At 40.9% G+C, this 17,044-nt stretch carries 16 protein-coding genes, 1 rRNA gene, 1 other RNA gene and 1 riboswitch; of the genes, 4 read left to right on the top strand and 14 right to left on the bottom strand.

The window, feature by feature from the left end; translation table 11 throughout:
* Positions 1-92: 92 nt before the first annotated feature.
* From ACYX4O_RS00205 to tadA, 8 genes are all read right to left on the bottom strand, one after another.
* Positions 93-1,655: ribosomal RNA gene (locus tag ACYX4O_RS00205) — 16S ribosomal RNA — on the bottom strand.
* 451 nt (positions 1,656-2,106) lie between these two features.
* On the bottom strand, positions 2,107-2,370 hold the full coding sequence (locus ACYX4O_RS00200) for a pro-sigmaK processing inhibitor BofA family protein (RefSeq protein WP_476353653.1): 264 nt from the start codon (positions 2,368-2,370) through the stop codon (positions 2,107-2,109).
* A gap of 67 nt (positions 2,371-2,437) precedes the next feature.
* Positions 2,438-2,653, bottom strand: a complete 216-nt coding sequence (locus ACYX4O_RS00195) for a YaaL family protein (protein ID WP_476353651.1) — start codon at positions 2,651-2,653, stop codon at positions 2,438-2,440.
* 13 nt (positions 2,654-2,666) lie between these two features.
* Positions 2,667-3,263, bottom strand: a complete 597-nt coding sequence (recR, locus tag ACYX4O_RS00190; protein WP_188651093.1) for a recombination mediator RecR — start codon at positions 3,261-3,263, stop codon at positions 2,667-2,669.
* An 11-nt stretch (positions 3,264-3,274) separates the two neighbouring features.
* Positions 3,275-3,589 carry a YbaB/EbfC family nucleoid-associated protein gene (locus ACYX4O_RS00185; RefSeq protein WP_036780665.1) on the bottom strand — a complete coding sequence of 105 codons (315 nt, stop codon included), beginning with the start codon at positions 3,587-3,589 and terminating at the stop codon, positions 3,275-3,277.
* Between the two features lie 13 nt (positions 3,590-3,602).
* Complete coding sequence (dnaX, locus tag ACYX4O_RS00180) at positions 3,603-5,303, bottom strand: DNA polymerase III subunit gamma/tau (RefSeq protein WP_476353648.1); 1,701 nt, start codon at positions 5,301-5,303, stop codon at positions 3,603-3,605.
* Positions 5,304-5,459: 156 nt separating this feature from the next.
* Positions 5,460-5,725: signal recognition particle sRNA large type (ffs, locus tag ACYX4O_RS00175), an RNA gene on the bottom strand.
* A gap of 107 nt (positions 5,726-5,832) precedes the next feature.
* Positions 5,833-6,312 (bottom strand): tRNA adenosine(34) deaminase TadA, encoded by a 480-nt coding sequence (gene tadA, locus ACYX4O_RS00170; RefSeq protein ID WP_476353647.1) that lies wholly within the window; start codon positions 6,310-6,312, stop codon positions 5,833-5,835.
* A gap of 74 nt (positions 6,313-6,386) precedes the next feature.
* Here tadA and ACYX4O_RS00165 point away from each other — a divergent pair, with 74 nt between their 5' ends.
* From ACYX4O_RS00165 to ACYX4O_RS00155, 3 genes are all read left to right on the top strand, one after another.
* Positions 6,387-6,920, top strand: a complete 534-nt coding sequence (locus ACYX4O_RS00165; protein ID WP_476353645.1) for a cysteine hydrolase family protein — start codon at positions 6,387-6,389, stop codon at positions 6,918-6,920.
* Between the two features lie 69 nt (positions 6,921-6,989).
* A complete protein-coding gene (locus ACYX4O_RS00160) occupies positions 6,990-8,276 on the top strand; it encodes a glycosyl hydrolase family 18 protein (RefSeq protein WP_476353643.1) in 1,287 nt (428 codons plus the stop codon).
* 186 nt (positions 8,277-8,462) lie between these two features.
* Entirely contained in the window at positions 8,463-9,044 is a 582-nt protein-coding gene (locus ACYX4O_RS00155) for a DUF421 domain-containing protein (RefSeq protein WP_476353641.1), read from the top strand.
* 3 nt (positions 9,045-9,047) lie between these two features.
* Here ACYX4O_RS00155 and ACYX4O_RS00150 read toward each other — a convergent pair whose 3' ends face one another.
* The 6 genes from ACYX4O_RS00150 to aldA all read right to left on the bottom strand — a co-directional run bounded on the left by ACYX4O_RS00150 (position 9,048) and on the right by aldA (position 16,254).
* Complete coding sequence (locus tag ACYX4O_RS00150) at positions 9,048-9,806, bottom strand: DUF3891 family protein (protein ID WP_476353639.1); 759 nt, start codon at positions 9,804-9,806, stop codon at positions 9,048-9,050.
* A 92-nt stretch (positions 9,807-9,898) separates the two neighbouring features.
* The gene (locus ACYX4O_RS00145; RefSeq protein ID WP_476356954.1) at positions 9,899-10,414 is read right to left on the bottom strand and encodes a type 1 glutamine amidotransferase domain-containing protein; all 516 of its coding nucleotides are present in this window, start codon (positions 10,412-10,414) and stop codon (positions 9,899-9,901) included.
* Positions 10,415-10,486: 72 nt separating this feature from the next.
* The gene (locus tag ACYX4O_RS00140) at positions 10,487-11,803 is read right to left on the bottom strand and encodes a lysine N(6)-hydroxylase/L-ornithine N(5)-oxygenase family protein (protein WP_476353637.1); all 1,317 of its coding nucleotides are present in this window, start codon (positions 11,801-11,803) and stop codon (positions 10,487-10,489) included.
* A gap of 204 nt (positions 11,804-12,007) precedes the next feature.
* Positions 12,008-12,448, bottom strand: coding sequence for an RrF2 family transcriptional regulator (locus ACYX4O_RS00135; RefSeq protein WP_476353635.1), 441 nt, complete (start codon positions 12,446-12,448; stop codon positions 12,008-12,010).
* A 417-nt stretch (positions 12,449-12,865) separates the two neighbouring features.
* A complete protein-coding gene (acsA, locus tag ACYX4O_RS00130; protein WP_476353634.1) occupies positions 12,866-14,581 on the bottom strand; it encodes an acetate--CoA ligase in 1,716 nt (571 codons plus the stop codon).
* 224 nt (positions 14,582-14,805) lie between these two features.
* A complete protein-coding gene (gene aldA / locus ACYX4O_RS00125) occupies positions 14,806-16,254 on the bottom strand; it encodes an aldehyde dehydrogenase (RefSeq protein WP_476353632.1) in 1,449 nt (482 codons plus the stop codon).
* A gap of 141 nt (positions 16,255-16,395) precedes the next feature.
* Positions 16,396-16,440: riboswitch (PreQ1 riboswitch) on the top strand.
* Between the two features lie 66 nt (positions 16,441-16,506).
* Here aldA and queF point away from each other — a divergent pair.
* Positions 16,507-17,004: a preQ(1) synthase gene (queF, locus tag ACYX4O_RS00120; protein WP_476353630.1), complete on the top strand. Its 498-nt coding sequence runs from the start codon at positions 16,507-16,509 to the stop codon at positions 17,002-17,004.
* Positions 17,005-17,044: the final 40 nt, after the last annotated feature.

Below are 17,044 nucleotides of genomic sequence, written 5' to 3'. Positions count from 1 at the left end.
CCGAACGAAACAAACATGGTCAATGGTTTAATGGCACAATGTGTGCCTGCTAGCAAGTCCCGAAGGACTCGCTAGTTCCGTAATATCCTTAGAAAGGAGGTGATCCAGCCGCACCTTCCGATACGGCTACCTTGTTACGACTTCACCCCAATCATTGGCCCCACCTTCGGCGGCTGGCTCCAAAAAGGTTACCTCACCGACTTCGGGTGTTGCCAACTCTCGTGGTGTGACGGGCGGTGTGTACAAGGCCCGGGAACGTATTCACCGCAGTATGCTGACCTGCGATTACTAGCGATTCCGGCTTCATACAGGCGAGTTGCAGCCTGCAATCCGAACTGAGAATGGTTTTTTGAGATTTGCTTGACCTCGCGGTCTCGCGGCCCTCTGTACCATCCATTGTAGCACGTGTGTAGCCCAGGTCATAAGGGGCATGATGATTTGACGTCATCCCCGCCTTCCTCCGGTTTGTCACCGGCAGTCACCTTAGAGTGCCCAACTGAATGCTGGCAACTAAGATTAGGGGTTGCGCTCGTTGCGGGACTTAACCCAACATCTCACGACACGAGCTGACGACAACCATGCACCACCTGTCATTCCGTCCCCGAAGGGAACTCCCTATCTCTAGGGATAGCGGAAGATGTCAAGACCTGGTAAGGTTCTTCGCGTTGCTTCGAATTAAACCACATGCTCCACCGCTTGTGCGGGCCCCCGTCAATTCTTTTGAGTTTCAGCCTTGCGGCCGTACTCCCCAGGCGGAGTGCTTAATGCGTTAACTTCAGCACTAAGGGGCGGAAACCCCCTAACACCTAGCACTCAACGTTTACGGCGTGGACTACCAGGGTATCTAATCCTGTTTGCTACCCACGCTTTCGCGCCTCAGCGTCAGTTACAGACCAGAGAGTCGCCTTCGCCACTGGTGTTCCTCCACATATCTACGCATTTCACCGCTACACGTGGAATTCCACTCTCCTCTTCTGTACTCAAGTTCCCCAGTTTCCAATGGCCCTCCACAGTTGAGCTGTGGGCTTTCACATCAGACTTAAGAAACCGCCTGCGCGCGCTTTACGCCCAATAATTCCGGACAACGCTTGCCACCTACGTATTACCGCGGCTGCTGGCACGTAGTTAGCCGTGGCTTTCTGGTTAGGTACCGTCAAGGTACCAGCATTTCCTCTGGCACTTGTTCTTCCCTAACAACAGAACTTTACGATCCGAAGACCTTCATCGTTCACGCGGCGTTGCTCCGTCAGACTTTCGTCCATTGCGGAAGATTCCCTACTGCTGCCTCCCGTAGGAGTCTGGGCCGTGTCTCAGTCCCAGTGTGGCCGATCACCCTCTCAGGTCGGCTACGCATCGTCGCCTTGGTAAGCCGTTACCTTACCAACTAGCTAATGCGCCGCGGGCCCATCCATGAGTGACGGCCGAAACCGCCTTTTACCAGTGAACCATGCAGTTCACTGGGTTATTCGGTATTAGCTCCGGTTTCCCGGAGTTATCCCGATCTCATGGGTAGGTTGCCCACGTGTTACTCACCCGTCCGCCGCTCGATCCACAACAATCACCCCGAAGGGATCATGTTGATTCACGCGCTCGACTTGCATGTATTAGGCACGCCGCCAGCGTTCGTCCTGAGCCAAGATCAAACTCTCCATAAAGTTAGAGTTTGCCTAGCATCAAATAAATGATTACTGGCTTTAAAAAATAATTTAAAGACATTGACGTTACATGTTGTTTCGTTCAGTTTTCAAAGATCAAATGTTTCTTTAAAGTGTTTGCATAACTTGTCCGCCGTTTAACAGCGACTTAATCATCATAACACGCGGTTGTTTTTGAGTCAATAACTTTTTTGAAGTTTTTTAACTCGTTTTCAACCTGATTTCGAACTTCTTATAGAAGTTACGTTCTGTTTCTAGTATAATAAGAAACTTGCGTGTTTCGAAATCGTTTTGTTTTGCCGCTCTCAATGCGACATAAATAAATATACCACGGTACATTATATTGTGCAATGGTTTTTCTATATTTTTTTGGTTTTTTTATTAAAAAAGTACATATAAACAAGAAAAACCCGCTTATAGCGGGTTTTTCTTTCTTTAGTATTATTTACTATTAAACAACAAACAACTGAATTGCAGCGAGAGATGCTAGACCTGGGAGTCCTAAAAATCCTGACACGAAAGCTGTGAATACATTTATAGGGATATGAATTCCCACAGAAGCACCAAATACATTAAAAAAGAACAAGAATAGAACACCGATCACAACCTTAATTGCTCCACTCCCTAAAAAACGCAATGGTTTTAAAGGAGCTCCTGCTAACAGCAAGACACCGATCATCATAACTACGCTTATAATAATGACTGTAGTATTCAAAATAAATCCCCCTTTGCCTGTCCTACATTTAATGTATGAACAGACTCAGAGGGAAATGACAGAATCATTAATTCATGGCTCTTATTTCTCTTTTCCTTGCTTCTTTTAATAAATAGAAGTACTTCGCTTCTGCTAAATGTAAATCCATTATACCTTTCTCACTGGCATCAATGCTGTGCTCCATTATTCGCTCAAGAGATTCCCATTCTTGCTTGAGACGTTGGATTTGATCTAGAAGCTGTTGATCACACTCTTTTTTCTTGATCCTTTTACGTCTAAACATGATGTCCCCTCTTTTACAGTTCTCTTCTTCCTTCTAATGCCTTGGATAATGTAACTTCATCGGCATATTCAAGATCGCCGCCCACAGGTAGACCATGGGCAATCCTCGTCGTGCGAATACCAGCTGGTTTCACTAAGCGTGAAATGTACATCGCTGTTGCTTCTCCCTCAATATTGGGGTTTGTAGCAATAATGAGTTCTTGTACCCCTTCATCTTGAAGGCGGTTAATTAGGCTCGAAATATTAATATCCTCGGGGCCAATCCCATCCATAGGAGATATAGCTCCATTCAATACATGATACCTGCCACCAAACTCTTTCATTTTTTCCATTGCAATGACGTCTTTAGGGTCTTGAACTACACAGATTACACTAGAATCTCTCTGCTCATCCTGACAAATGGCACAAGGATCCTGATCCGTAATATGTCCACACGTGGAACAGTGAGTTAGCTCCCTTTTGGCACTCACTAATGCTTTAGCAAAATCTAAAACATCATCCTCTTGCATTTCTAATACGAAAAAAGCCAGGCGCGCAGCCGTCTTGGGCCCAATCCCTGGCAATTTCGTAAAACTATCGATCAATTTGGAGATGGGTTCCGGATAATACATCTCAATTCCTCCTAGAACATTCCAGGCATATTCATTCCTTTAGTAAATTGCCCCATTGTATCGTTTGTTTTATCATCTACTTGCTTTAATACATCATTTGTAGCTGCAAGGATCAAATCTTGTAACATATCAACATCATCAGGGTCTACTACATCTTCTTGGATTTCTACATCCGTAATTTCCTTTTTCCCATTAGCTACTACTTTAACAACACCGCCACCAGCGGTAGCTTCAAAGCTCATTTCGTGTAGTTCCTCTTGAGCTTTCATCATTTTCTTTTGCATCTTCTGCATTTGCTTCATCATATTGTTCATATTACCTTTCATGGTAATACCTCCTTTAGTCTTCTTGAATATCTAATAAATCATCGCCAACTAACTTACGCGCTTCTGCTATAAGTGGATCTTCCTGTTGAGATTCCTCTTCTGGTTGATCTTGTTGACGTTGCTTCTGGACATACTCCTCACGCATCTCTTGCCAGTTCGTTTCGGGGATTGGAATAATGGTAATTTCTTTCCCCATAAATTCAAGCAACTGTTGTTGGATAATGGCTTGATTTTCAAGAGCGAGTGAGCAGTGAATTTCATATTTAAAGGACAAGACAATCGCATTGTCGGATGCAGCTCTTGGTGTACTATTCATTAACCTTGCATGAGCAGGCGGACTCGTCTGTCTTAGAGAATCCATAAAGTTAGCCCACTGGTTTTTAATCGTTTGTAAATCTTGTTTAGAAGCCTCATTCATAACATGTCGAATTCGTTCGAACGGAATCTTATAAGCATTTTTTCTATTGGACTTTTGCTGCGGGCGTTTTTGTTCCGCAGGAGAAGGAGATGCTGCCGGTTGTTGCTGAACATTTGCTAACCGCTTTTCCAACGCCTCAACTTGTTGTTGAAGCTTTTGAACAGATTCTGGTTCAATTGAAGATTGTGGTTGAGCTACAGATTTAGCTACACCCTGGATATCACAAATATTCAACATAGCAATCTCAATAAAAACCTTAGGGCTATTTGTCCACTTCATCTCTTGCTGGCACTGATTCAGGACAGATATGGTTTGTTGAATCCAGTCAGAGGTAATACCGCCACTTAACTGTTTAAACGCTTCATCTGGTATAGCACGTTCTAGAATATCTTCAAGTCCTGGCGCACTTTGATAAAGAAGCAGATCTCTTAAATAGTAGATAAGATCAAATATAAAACGCCCGGGGTCTTTCCCCTCTTGAATAAGCGAATCCACCTGCTGTAAGGTTTCCTTCACTTCATTCTGTTGCAGGGTTTGTACAATTGTAGCTAGTTTTTGTTGAGAAACGGACCCTGTTACGGCCAGCACATCATCTATACCTACTTGTGCTTCACTGTATGAAATGGCCTGATCGAGAAGGCTAAGTGCATCACGCATACCACCTTCAGCTGAAAGAGCTACGGCTTCTAATGCTTCTCTTGTTACATCAATTTGTTCCTGATGCACAATATGCTCCATTCGCTCCACAAGGGCTCCCTGTGAGATACGCTTGAAATCAAATCGTTGGCACCTGGATATGATGGTTAAAGGAATTTTATGAGGTTCTGTAGTTGCTAGTATAAAGATGACATGTTTGGGTGGTTCTTCTAACGTTTTTAACAAGGCATTAAATGCTCCGATGGAAAGCATGTGTACCTCATCCACAATGTACACTTTGTAAGGAACAGAACTTGGTGCATATTTCACCTTATCACGTATATCCCGTATTTGTTCTACTCCGTTATTAGAGGCTGCATCAATTTCAATAACATCTGAAACAGATCCATCCATTATGCCTAAACAAGCTGAACACTCATTGCATGGCTCTTTAACGGGAGAACGTTCACAGTTTACCGTTTTAGCGAAGATCTTAGCTGCACTGGTTTTCCCTGTTCCTCGAGGTCCTGAGAACAAATAAGCGTGGGAAAACTTATTCTGGACAGTCGCATTTTGCAATGTGCGTGTAATATGTGTTTGTCCAACGACATCAGAAAAGTTTTTCGGACGCCATACCCGGTATAAAGCCTGATAACTCATTGTTCCCAATCTCCTTTATCGTTTCTTCCTCATTATACCTAATTGAAGAGGGGCATTTCAAAAGTTATTTCCCTCTCCAACCTAGATGTTTACTATTCATTTTTTATAATAAAAAACTCACCCTAATATAAGGTGAGTTGAGTTTATGTATTGGCGCCGTGCACCCACCGTCGATGAGGCGGCCCCAAGCGTTACTTGAGTTCATGGCTCGACCCGGGCTGTCCCGCAACACACGGGAATGACCGCTTACTGCTGCTTCCTTCCGGACCTGACAGGGTTTACGGGTTCCCGTTGTGCGGGACCCGGGTGTCAACACCAATCCCTCAAGGCAGACCTTGAAACCGCCCCACCTTGGGTGGGAATTCGGCCTCGCTATAGCGGATTGCGAGTACAGGACACCGCTACCTTCCCGCTTAGCACGGCAAACTTGTTATCAATTTGTTCGTGCGCTCTTCTTTAAGTGCGCACTAATTAGTATATCTATTTTTAATTTAAAATGCAAACAAAAATAGCGTTTGTGTTCTGTAAGTTATTGTATATCTTTTTTTAGGCGTTTCTTTTTTGCCCTTAGCTCACGAAAGAAATCAGTCAGAAGACGACTGCATGAAGGTTGAAGCACTTCAGATACTACTTCACATGTATGATTAAAACGGTTATCTTCGAGTAAGTTCATTAATGAACCTACACAACCTGCTTTCGGATCATATGCCCCAAAGATAACACGTGGTATTCTAGATTGCAATATTGCTCCTGCACACATTGGGCAAGGCTCTAGAGTGACATATAACGTACATTCTTCAAGGCGCCAACTCCCCACCACTTGGTTAGCTTTCTCAATAGCTATAAACTCAGCATGAGAAGAAGCTAATTGCTCTGTTTCTCGAACGTTGTGTCCTCTGGCGATCACTTCTCCATTTTTAACAACTACAGCACCAATTGGTACCTCACCCTTTTGTTCTGCTTTCTTGGCTTCTTCTATTGCTATTTCCATAAATGCCACGTCGTTCATGTTATCACTTCACTTTACTTGTTTAATTCTCAAAACTCTAGAAAGAATAACAGTAAAAGGGAGGTTCATCTAGTATGACCAAAAAGACCGCTATTCTCTTCATTGATCTCATTAATGATTTTGAGTTCCAGCACGGACCATCACTTTTAAAAGAATGTTACACTATGCTACCAAATATTTTACGATTAAAAGCTTACGCCAACAAGCACAACCTTCCTATTATCTACATAAATGACCATTACAAACTGTGGCAAGCAGATTTAAATCGAATTATAAATCAATGTACAACTGACCAAAACAAAGCTTTTCTCGAACAAATAGCTCCAACTGAATCAGATTACTTCCTTATTAAACCGAAGCATTCCGCTTTTCACCAAACAGCTCTACAAGCTCTTCTCGTTGAGTTAAACGTAAACCATCTTATTATAAGCGGGGTTGCGGGGAATATTTGTGTGTTATTCACTGCAAATGATGCCTATATGCGAGAATACACCCTACACGTCCCGTCTGACTGCATTGCCTCAAATGACGTAGAAGATAATATCTACGCTTTAAAGATGATGAAAAACGTCTTAAAAGCGGATATTTCGCCCATTCACAAAAAATGATCTATTCATACTTCTCCCCCTTCTCACATAAATCTTAATTAGTTAAGCATTTAAAAAGGGGGCAATGGTGTGCAGATACATGTCGTGTCTTCAGGCGAAAGTCTGTATAGTATAGCGAATCAGTATAGCGTTCCGATGGAGGAGATTGTAACAGCAAATGAGTTAGATGCACCAAACAATCTAGTCGTTGGGCAAGCATTAGTCATTCCAGATCGAGGCGAGTACTACTTCGTAAAAAAAGGCGATTCATTATATTCCATTGCGAAACAGTATGGTTTAACAGCACAGGAGCTAGCAACTATCAATAATATCCCTGTCGATAAACCTCTTCCATTAAATTTACGTCTTTATATCCCTCCACAACCGAAAGTAAAAGCGGCCTTTAATGGTTATGCCGAAACTTATGGTGAAGAAGTATCACCAGAATTAGAGGAATATGTGAGGGAGCACGCTAAATCTCTTACGTACTTAGCGCCTTTCAGTTATGAGATTAACCGTGATGGTTCACTCGTAGAACCTCCACTTAACGACTACTTTGCAATCGCCAAAGAGAACAACTTGGAAATGATGCTTGTTGTTAATAATATTGAAGAAGGTGGTTTCAGCAAAGAATTAGGTCGCCTGATTGTAACAGATACAAAATTACAAGATACATTGCTCGATAATCTCATCCAAACAGCTAAAGATAAAGGGTTTGGAGATGTTCATTTTGATTTTGAGTTCCTTCCACCAGAGACAAAAGAAGATTATAATAATTTCCTTCGAAAAGCAAAGAAACGTCTCTCCGCAGAAGGACTACAAATGTCAACAGCATTGGCTCCTAAAAAAAGCGCTGAACAAACAGGAGCTTGGTATGGCGCACATGATTATAAAGCACATGGGGAAATTGCGGATTTTGTAGTGCTTATGACGTATGAGTGGGGATATAGCGGGGGGCCACCTATGCCCGTATCTCCTATCAACCCAGTTCGAGATGTAGTCGACTATGCTTTAAGTGTTATGCCAGCTGAAAAGATCTTCCTCGGGCAGAACCTTTATGGATATGACTGGACTCTCCCATATAAAAAAGGGAATGACCCCGCTGAAGCCCTATCCCCTCAAAAAGCTATTCGAAGGGCAAGAGAGAATAATGTAGAAATTCAATTTGACGAAGAAGCCAAAGCTCCATTTTATACGTATAAGGACGCTGACGGAAATAAGCACGAAGTGTGGTTTGAGGATGCTCGGTCGATCCAAGCTAAGTTTGACCTTGTAAAGGAGTTAGGGTTAAAGGGTGTGAGTTACTGGAAGTTGGGTCTTCCTTTCCCCCAAAACTGGCAGTTAATCGAAAGTCAATTTGATGTGGTTAAACGATAAAATACCTAAACGAAAAAGCCATTCAAAAACAGGGAGCGCTCTAGTTGCGCTCCCTGTTTTAATTGTACTTTACAAGTAACCCGTAAGTGTTGCGTCATTAACAAACACAGGCGTTTATTTTCTCTTCTTGTAGTAAAAAGCGCTCCTTTGCCACATGCTATCACTGTGCGAAAGGAGCGGAATGTAATGACTGTGATTTTAAAATCTATTCTTATGATAACAGCTGGTGTATGTTTACTGAGGTTCGCAGGAAGAAAGTCTATTTCGCAAATGTCTTTAGCCCAAACCGTTATTATGATTTCAATAGGTTCAATCATTATTCAACCCATAATTGAAACAAGCGTTTGGCGTACTATAACAGCGGCCTTTGTGTTTGTGCTGTTTCTTATTATCCTTGAATTCTTACAACTGAAATTTAACCCTCTGGAAAAGTTAGTAACCGGAAAATCACGAGTTGTGATTCAAAACGGAGAGCTTCAAGTGAAAGAATTAAAAAAACTTCGCTTATCAGTCGACCAGTTAGAAATGCTCGTACGACAACAAGGCATTACGACGCTGTCTTCTATTCAAACAGCTACAATTGAACCTAATGGTCAGCTAGGTTACGAGTTGAAAGAGGAAGAGAAGCCATTAACAATCGGGGAATTTAAGCGACTCATACATCCTTCTATGCTTAAACAAGCGCCAAACCCAACTCCCCAATCAACTAACAATATTTTTAAAGAAATGGCTAACAAAGAACCTCATTCAAATCCAAAGCTAAAATAGCTTTTATCCTTCTATAAATGTAATGGTTCTCAGATGGCAATCCGCTGATGCATAGGCATCCTGCAATAAGTCAGCCGATATGGAGTCACTTACTCTTTTATAAGGAATAGATACTGTAAAAGGACTTTTAAACGGAAAAGGCCTAACCGCAATATGTGTTTCATCACGCCATTCAGCCTCTAAACCTTCTGGAGCCATTGAGAAAGTTTGAGGGAATCCATCCCGAAACCAAGATAACTCGTCCTCTTTTTTCACTCCAGGTGAATTCATACAACAATATAGGGAAAGGTCATCACAAAATTGAAGAAGGTCTAAATGCTCCTTCAGGTTAGAAGACTCTTTGGAAAGTAAAGGAGTGAGACGTTCTCTTCTCATTTCTTCATTATGTAAGAACTTTCTTACCGCTTCAGATAATGTATCATCTTTTGAATAAAAGGAAGCATAATGCATACTACATAATACAGCCGCATAAGAATAGTATTCTTCAACCTCATCAATCCCTCGGCGATACGCATTCACCTTGTCTTCTTCCGGGAAATCAATGAATGAATATGGTTGCTTTTTATGATCATTCCACCGAGGTTTCTGGTCTAAAGGAATCCAAGCACGGTCATGAAAGGCAACAGCATATTCCACATCACCTCTAAGTTCTTCCCCTGAAAAACCAGATTCCTTCCAATTCTTCATCATAACCCCTGATACAAGAGCGTGGTGGTGCTGCTGAAATAATAGCATTTGATTAGGTTCATTTACGACGATCACATTTATCCCCTCTTCCTCTAGATAGCTAGATAAAATCCTGCAACCTAGTCAGTTGCAGGATTTATATATATCTATAAGTTACTTTCTTACCTTTACGCCAATAGTTTAAGCGATTCTCGGTTAAATGCAGGGATATCATCAGGCTGACGACTTGTAACAAGCTGATTACCGCATACTACAACTTCTTCATCTTTGTAATCGACACCTGCATATTCCATGTCTACAGCAATAGATGTAAAGCCAGTAGCTTTACGTCCCTCTAATGATTTAGCTGTAATAAGCAACTGAGGACCATGGCAAATGGCAAATACGGGCTTTTTCTCATCCATAAAATGCTTAGCAAACTTCACGAAGCGTTCATCTGCACGCAATTGATCAGGGGAAAAGCCTCCCGGAATAAGTAAAGCGTCAAAGTCTTCTGGTTTCACATCATCAATGCTCTTGTCGATTGTTACTGTTTCATTACCTTGCTTACCAGTAACCGTCTTCCCTTGTTGTTTCTCAATAGTTACAACTTCATGACCAGCTTCTTTAAATGCCTTAACCGGATCTGTGTATTCTACGTCTTCAAAAAGTTCTGTTACGACACATGCAATTTTACTCATGATGATCTCCTTTCTTTGGCTTTGATTACATTTCCTATATTTCCCTCACAGTAATTCTTTAAACCACTCAACTGGTTATTGGCTATCACTCATTTGAAACTGCTGAAAGATAGCTCCTTCTCCCTCTGGGTAAACCGTTCTGCCGGCAATCGTGTTAATCATTTTTATATTTCTACTGACAGAGAGACCTAAATTATTAGCACCCGTCCCATGAGAATGACTGATGTTTGTCGTAACAAATATCTTATGATCGCGCTTTTGTTTAAATACGATTTCACAGTTACGAGCGACTTTAAATAGGTTCTCATCTTCGTAGACAACCCCTTGAGCGAAACGATTGTTAAACCAGTCGGGAATATTAGGCTTATACCCGGTCGCCAAAATCACTTTGTCTGTGTTATAAGTGAAGGCTTGATCTGATTGCCATTGATGACAATGAAGCATATAACCTTTTTCACTAGTCTCAATTGAATTCACTTCAGTCAAAGGCTGGATTGTAACGTTGTTTTGGTTTGAACCGATCGAACGATGGTAAAGCCAGTTATAAATATTACTAAGAGTCGAAGGATCAACTCCATTTTGTAAAGAGTCCAGATCAGACAAGGTGTCTTTCCTTTGATTGTACGTTAAGGAGTGGAAATAACTCACATAATCAGGAGAAAAGAATTCTTGTGGTAATTTAGCTGTATCTAGCTGAAAAAGGCCAGGTGAACGTGTTAGCCAAGTTATCTCATAACCATAATGCCCTTGTTCTGCCAAAAGATCTTCAACAATCTCAGCGGCACTTTGACCTGAACCTATTACAGTTACACTATCCCCTTTCACGACTTCATCTTTCTTATATAAATAGCGACTCGTATGCACAACGTCCTCTTTAGGTAACCCTTCCATTCCATCTAGTATGAGAGGAGAACTACCTGTCCCCATCACGATATGTTTAGCGCTATAGCATTCCCTTTCGCCCGTATTCATATCTTCTACTATGACTTTATAGTAACGAGACTCCTCACTTTGAGCTTCCTCAACATCTACAACTTTTTTACTAAAATGCAAATGATCAAGTTGACCTGCTACCCATTGCAAATACTCATTGTACTCTTCGCGCGGAGCCTGAAGTTCTTGGAAAAAGAAAAATGGGTACAAACGATTCTGCTTATGTAAATAATTGACGAAAGAAAAGCGATTCGTCGGATCTGCAAATGTTACTAAGTCAGCAAGAAATGGTACCTGCATATTTGTCCCTTTGATTAACATTCCCGGGTGCCATTCCAATTGGTCTGTTTGCTCGAAGAACAATCCATTTAAATCTTCCACTGGTTCTAATAGTGCTGCTAATCCTAAATTAAAGGGGCCTACCCCAACACCGATTACATCATATAGTTGTTTTGACATTCTAAATCCACCTTTAGTAGAGAGTCTTCTTTATTTTCCCTCAATATCAGGAAAATAAAACAAAAAGAGTAACCTCTAGCATATAGAGGTTACTCTTTTTGTATACATCCAATAGGTAAAAGATAGTGAGAGGGGATAACTCTTTGTATGGTATAGTACATGCCATCACCATAGGTACTCTTTCTATACTAATTGTCTATATCGTTATGCTTCGTAATGGAGAATATTACTTACTTCTTCATTCTCACGAAGAAGATCCTTTAATGTGTATTGATTTAAAACATAGAAAAAAGACTGTAGAGCCTCTTCTAAAGCATATTTTAGCTGCTCTGATGGTTTTAAAGCTCTCTCTTTAGAATCAGTCTGACCATAATCAATTAGGACAAAATCACTCTCCATTTTTCGAATGACGTCTCCTAAATTGATATTCTCTGGCCTTTCTAATAGCTTAATCCCACCCGACCTGCCTCTGACTGTTTGAATTAATTCTAACTTTCCAAGGTGAAAAACCACTTTGCTTAAGTGGTTTTGGGAGATATCAAATGCTTGAGAAATTTCTTTAATTGATGATAGATGATCTTGTTCTTTAGAACCTACATAAACAAGAACCCTTAGAGAGTAATCCGTGTACTTTTTTAGACGCATGCATTTTGCTCCTTTATTGCCGTCTGCTTTTATTATATTATTATAGCAAAAAAACTAGTACAAACGAACAGAAAAAAAGAGTTTTTTCACCTTCATCTCTTTATAAATACTGGTGTATCAATCACGAAAAGGGGGTATTACTGTTATATAAACTGCATAAACCTTAAATTAAAACTACCTTAAAGAATGTTTTTTAGTGTAAATTTATTATATTACATTAAATATACTATAAAACAAACATATTACTCATGCCCTTTTTTGAGCTCCATTTTGCACAAGTGGGGATATGAGAAATATAAGGATTAGTTCTATAAAGAGTCTAACTTTTAAAAAGGTAGCTTCAGAGAAAAAAGCGATCCTTATAGCTAAACTTAAAAACAAGTAAAAAAGCTGTTCCAAATGGAACAGCTTTTTTGGTTATTCTTCTAAAGTTGAAACATCCCCTGTAGGTAAGCCTAGCTCCCATGATTTCAATAGTCTTCTCATAATCTTACCACTTCGGGTCTTAGGAATTGTATCTTTTACTTCTAGTTCACGAGGGGCCGCATGGGCACTTAGCCCTTTCTTAACAAACTGACGAATATCCTCAAGTAACTCTTCCGACTCAGTGTATCCATCATTTAATGTAATAAACGCTTTAATAATTTCTCCTCGCTCGGGGTCTGGTTTACCAATAACTCCAGCCTCTGATACAGCAGGATGTTCAATTAGTTTACTTTCTACTTCAAATGGGCCAACTCGCTCCCCAGAAGTATTAATAACATCGTCTAATCGCCCCTGGAACCAAAAGTACCCCTCTTCATCCTTGTAGGCACTATCTCCTGATATATACCAGCCATTTAAGAAGTAGCTCTCATATTTCTCAGGTCGCTTCCATATTGCACGCATCATGGATGGCCATGGTGCCTTAATGGCTAAATTCCCCATCTGATTTGGAGGAAGTTCGTTCCCTTCATTATCTATGATAGAAGCAACAATACCTGGGAAAGGTTTCCCCATTGATCCTGGTTTCATATCAAGAGCAGGGAAATTACAGATTAATTGCGCCCCAGTTTCAGTCATCCACCACGTATCATGAATGCGAAGCTCCAATGCACTCATTCCCCAGGCAATAACTTCAGGGTTTAAAGGCTCCCCAACACTTAAAACATGACGGAGATTCGTTAAGTTATATTCCTTCACAATATCTTCCCCGGCACTCATTAATTTACGGAACGCTGTAGGAGCTGAATACCAAACGGTAACTTCTTTTTCTTGCAACGTCTCGTACCATTGTTCAGGACTAAAGCGCCCCCCACGGACTAAGTTTGTCACACCGTTAAGCCAAGGAGCGAAAATCCCATAACTCGTACCCGTTACCCAACCTGGATCAGCTGTACACCAGTAGATATCGTCTTCTTTTAAATCAAGCACCCATTTACCTGTTTGATAATGTTGGAGCATAGCGTTGTGAACATGATAAACTCCTTTTGGCTTCCCTGTTGAACCGGATGTATAATGAAGAAGCATTCCATCTTCTAAATCAACCCATTCTACATCAAAGCTCTTAGAAGCCTCTTTCATCTCAGCATGATAGTCAATATAAGCTTCCCCTTTTTGATCTGATTCGCCAACTAAGACTACCTTTTTCAGATGAGGCAAATCATTAAAAGGGACACGCTCTAATAATTCAGGAGTAGTGACTAGCATAGAAGCTTCACTATCTTCTAACCGGTCACGAACCGCTTGTTCCATAAATGCCTCAAATAGAGGACCAGCAATGGCTCCAACTTTCAGAATTCCAAGGAATGCCGCATAAAATTCCGGACTACGGGGCATGAACAAAAAAACTCGATCTTCTTTCTCCACCCCATGTTTCTTCAGTACGTTAGCAAATTGATTGCTTGATTGTTTTAAATCAGTAAAAGTTAGCTTCTCTTCTCGATCAGGAGCAGAATAAATAAGTGCAATTTGATCCGCTTTATCTGGGTTTTCAGCATGACGGTCAATGGCTTCATACGCAATATTTACTTTACCTGTCGTATGCCAGCTAAAATTGGATTTAGCTTCATCCCAATTAAAATTCTGATACGTTTCTCCATAGTTGTTCATGTTGAATTTTCCACTTTTGGTCTCAATACGTTGCATGTTCATCCAATCACCTCGTCCCCATTTTGTAAACGATTACAGATCTCATTAAAAAAAGAGAGTATCGCTTTAAACTTAAACTATTTAAAAATTCCGTTAATTACTTCTATTGTATGTGATTCATTTGTAAATTTAAAGCCATAACCCTCACAATAATTGGAATTACCTAATTCATTCAGAAAAAAAGCCCTGTAAGGCTCACCCTACAGGACTTTTAACATGACAATTTTTTATTTTTTCTTTGAGTTATAATCCATATAAACAACCTGAGTAACAAGGAAGTCTTCTAAACCGTGCTTACCATCTGCACCACCTATACCGGATTTACGAATACCTTGGTGGTAACCTTGAACAGCTTCCATATTCTCACGGTTTACATAGGTTTCACCGAACTTCAATTCATTTACGATACGCATCGCTTCACTTAGATCTTCTGTATAAACAGAAGAAGAGAGGCCATAGTCTGTATCGTTCCCTTTTTCAATAGCTTCATCTATTGTAGAGAAAGTCGAAACTGGAATAACAGGCCCAAAGATTTCTTCTTGGATAACAGTCATATCATGTGTGACATCAGCTAAAATAGTTGGTTCATAGAAGAACCCTGATGCCTGATCTCCACGTTTCCCGCCTGTTACAATACGCGCACCTTCATTTACAGCACTCTCTACCATCTTCTCAACCTCTTGTATACGGTCTTCACTAATTAACGGACCTACATCAGCATTTTTATCCTGAAGTGGGTTACCTAACGTTTTACCTTCAAAGGATTTTTGAAGACGATTGATGAATTCCTCTGCAATGCTCTCATGTACATACACCCTTTCAGCATTTGTACAAGCCTGCCCGTTATTAATTAAACGAGACTGCGTCACGTTTTCAACGGCTACATCGAGATCCGCGTTGGCAGTTACAATAGCAGGTGCTTTACCACCTAATTCAAGATTTACTTTAGTAATGTTCTGCGCTGCAGCTTCCATAACCTTCGTGCCTGCTCCAACACTACCAGTCATAGAGATCATATGAACCTTTTCATGAGTAGCCATCGCATTCCCTAATGTTCCACCCGTTCCGGTAATATAGTTATAAATTCCATTTGGCAGATCCATTTCATCAATGATCTTTGTAAATTCCGCTGCTGTATTTGGGGTTTGTTGACTTGGTTTCAATACAATAGAACAACCTGTGACAAGAGAGGTTGCTACTTTTCGAGCTAAGATAAATACAGGGAAGTTCCAAGGGACAATACCTGCAACAACACCGATAGGCTTCTTATAAACCATAATGTTTTCATTAGGACGGTCGCTTGGTACAATCTCACCTTCAATTCTACGCGCCCATTCGGACATGTAACGGAAGTAGTCTATCGCAAGGTCTACTTCTCCACTTGCTAGTTCATAAGCTTTTCCTTGTTCTTCTTGCAATAATTGAATAAATGTTTCGCGTTTTTCAGCAATTTTATCGCCCATCTTACGTACCGCTTCGCCACGCTTAACAGCTGGAGTTAGCTCCCAATCCTTCTGGGCATTAAATGCTGCTTCAACAGCTTTATTTACATCTTCTTCAGTTCCCTTAGGGGTTCTTGAAATGACTTCTTCCGTTGAGGGGTTTATGATATCAATATACTCACTACCTGTAGACTCAACATATTCGCCGTTAATGTATAATTTATGGGTTTGCATGAGAATCCTCCTTAAATGAGTGTTCCCAGTAAATTTACCTCAGAATCTAACTATCAAAACTTTTGAGTAGGCTGTAGCGGTTCGTTGACACCGTTATCTGCCGCTTATATACTTGGTATGAACAGTATAGGACATTCCGTATAGGGAGAGGTTCTAGCTAAACCCTCTATAAAAAACTAAAGAACAAGAGGTGGGTCTTCTATAAAAGGAGTCATCCTCTTTTTTTGTTCTTTGAGAAAGTGGTGACCGACTATGGCAGGAAGAAAAGATGAAGAATTAGAAGGAGTTACGTTACTTGGCAACCAAGGCACAAGTTACTCTTTTGACTACGACCCTGAAGTATTAGAATCATTTGATAACAAACATCCACAGCGTGATTATTTCGTAAAATTTAATTGCCCTGAATTTACAACACTATGCCCTAAAACAGGCCAACCTGACTTTGCAACCATCTATATTAGCTACATTCCAGGTGAAAAGATGGTAGAAAGCAAATCCTTAAAACTCTACCTATTCAGCTTCCGTAACCACGGAGACTTCCATGAAGACAGCATGAACATTATCATGAACGACCTGATCAACCTCATGGACCCCCGTTACATCGAAGTATGGGGCAAATTCACCCCAAGAGGCGGCATATCCATCGACCCATACTGCAACTACGGAAAACCCAACACCAAATACGAAAAAATCGCCGAACACCGCCTGATGAATCATGATATGTATCCGGAAACTATTGATAATAGATAGAAAAGCACAGGCGGGGTGCCCAGGGCCGTACGGATAAGCA

The organism is Pontibacillus sp. ABV4_188 (assembly GCF_056311905.1).
Note: the sequence above shows the minus strand (reverse complement) of the source record. Positions and strands in the feature narration are given on the sequence as shown.

Coding starts and splice junctions, on each gene's coding strand:
- acsA (WP_476353634.1), bottom strand. CDS start 14,581: ATGAACATGCAACGTATTGAGACCAAAAGTGGAAAATTCAACATGAAC.
- dnaX (WP_476353648.1), bottom strand. CDS start 5,303: ATGAGTTATCAGGCTTTATACCGGGTATGGCGTCCGAAAAACTTTTCT.
- tadA (WP_476353647.1), bottom strand. CDS start 6,312: ATGAACGACGTGGCATTTATGGAAATAGCAATAGAAGAAGCCAAGAAA.
- queF (WP_476353630.1), top strand. CDS start 16,507: ATGGCAGGAAGAAAAGATGAAGAATTAGAAGGAGTTACGTTACTTGGC.
- ACYX4O_RS00155 (WP_476353641.1), top strand. CDS start 8,463: ATGACTGTGATTTTAAAATCTATTCTTATGATAACAGCTGGTGTATGT.
- recR (WP_188651093.1), bottom strand. CDS start 3,263: ATGTATTATCCGGAACCCATCTCCAAATTGATCGATAGTTTTACGAAA.
- aldA (WP_476353632.1), bottom strand. CDS start 16,254: ATGCAAACCCATAAATTATACATTAACGGCGAATATGTTGAGTCTACA.
- ACYX4O_RS00185 (WP_036780665.1), bottom strand. CDS start 3,589: ATGAAAGGTAATATGAACAATATGATGAAGCAAATGCAGAAGATGCAA.
- ACYX4O_RS00195 (WP_476353651.1), bottom strand. CDS start 2,653: ATGTTTAGACGTAAAAGGATCAAGAAAAAAGAGTGTGATCAACAGCTT.
- ACYX4O_RS00135 (WP_476353635.1), bottom strand. CDS start 12,448: ATGCGTCTAAAAAAGTACACGGATTACTCTCTAAGGGTTCTTGTTTAT.
- ACYX4O_RS00165 (WP_476353645.1), top strand. CDS start 6,387: ATGACCAAAAAGACCGCTATTCTCTTCATTGATCTCATTAATGATTTT.
- ACYX4O_RS00140 (WP_476353637.1), bottom strand. CDS start 11,803: ATGTCAAAACAACTATATGATGTAATCGGTGTTGGGGTAGGCCCCTTT.